The sequence below is a fragment of the Paenibacillus silagei genome (assembly GCF_017874735.1).
GTDB classification, from domain to species: Bacteria; Bacillota; Bacilli; order Paenibacillales; family Paenibacillaceae; genus Paenibacillus_AQ; species Paenibacillus_AQ silagei.
The window spans coordinates 1-1405 of the sequence record NZ_JAGGLV010000051.1 but is presented as its reverse complement, the minus strand read 5'-3'; the positions used below and the strand labels follow the sequence as shown (position 1 = coordinate 1405).

Below are 1405 nucleotides of genomic sequence, written 5' to 3'. Positions count from 1 at the left end.
TCCACACGTACCCATCCCGAACACGACCGTTAAGCCCTCCAGCGCCGATGGTACTTGGACCGAAGGGTCCTGGGAGAGTAGGACGCCGCCAAGCGAACAATCAATTCATTGATTGTTTCACTACTGCAAGTTTTGTTATATGGGCTTTTAGCTCAGTTGGTTAGAGCGCACCTCTGATAAGGGTGAGGTCGGTGGTTCGAGTCCACCAAGGCCCACCATATAACAATCTGGAATTGAATAGGAAGTACCGGGGTCCCCGAAAAGTAATCGGAATTAACCTCGAAGCTACACCTCACTTTTTGGGGTGATTATATGGGGCCATAGCTCAGCTGGGAGAGCGCCTGCCTTGCAAGCAGGAGGTCAGCGGTTCGATCCCGCTTGGCTCCACCAAAACTTATTTACAACAGTATATGCACATCGTCTGTTATTCCGAACATCACAGTCGTGATTGTCCCGTAATAACAGCAACTTGATCCTTGAAAACTGGATACCGAAACGAATTTGCGTTTTAGAACATTCCTTTAAGCTGAACTTGTGTAAACAAGTTTCATATTAATGGCGATACTAGCGATTTTCCTTAGGGAAAACGCATTGGTTAAGCTACTAAGAGCACACGGAGGATGCCTAGGCGCCAGGAGCCGACGAAGGACGTGGCGAACAACGAAACTGCCTCGGGGAGCTGTAAGCAAGCTTTGATCCGGGGGTGTCCGAATGGGGAAACCCAGCTGTGGTAATTCGCAGTTACTCATTTCTGAATACATAGGAAATGCAGAGGCAGACCAGGGGAACTGAAACATCTAAGTACCCTGAGGAAGAGAAAACAATAGTGATTCCGTCAGTAGCGGCGAGCGAACGCGGAACAGCCTAAACCAAGGGGCTTGCCTCTTGGGGTTGTGGGACGTCTCACATGGAGTTACAAAGGAATATGGTAGGTGAAGAGGTCTGGAAAGGCCCGCGATAGAGGTAAAAGCCCTGTAGCCTAAACTGTGTTCTCTCCGAGACGGATCCCGAGTAGTGCGGGGCACGTGAAACCCCGTATGAATCCAGCAGGACCATCTGCTAAGGCTAAATACTACCTGGCGACCGATAGTGAAACAGTACCGTGAGGGAAAGGTGAAAAGCACCCCGGAAGGGGAGTGAAATAGAACCTGAAACCGTGTGCTTACAAAAAGTCAGAGCCCTATGCTGGACTTGTCCAGCACGGGTGATGGCGTGCCTTTTGTAGAATGAACCGGCGAGTTACGTTTAACATGCAAGGTTAAGGTGAGAAGCCGGAGCCGCAGCGAAAGCGAGTCTGAATAGGGCGACTCAGTATGTGGACGTAGACCCGAAACCGTGTGATCTACCCCTGTCCAGGGTGAAGGTGCGGTAACACGCACTGGAGGCCCGAACCCACGCATGTTGA

General features: G+C 50.7%; 2 tRNA genes and 2 rRNA genes. All 4 read left to right on the top strand.

The features are described from left to right. A 5S ribosomal RNA gene (gene rrf / locus J2Z70_RS33025) occupies window positions 1–94 on the top strand; the annotation flags it as partial. A gap of 47 nt (window positions 95–141) precedes the next feature. Next, window positions 142–218, top strand: a tRNA-Ile gene (locus tag J2Z70_RS33020). Window positions 219–314: 96 nt separating this feature from the next. Next, window positions 315–390 (top strand) — tRNA-Ala (locus tag J2Z70_RS33015). 203 nt (window positions 391–593) lie between these two features. Next, window positions 594–1405: ribosomal RNA gene (locus J2Z70_RS33010) — 23S ribosomal RNA — on the top strand; the annotation flags it as partial.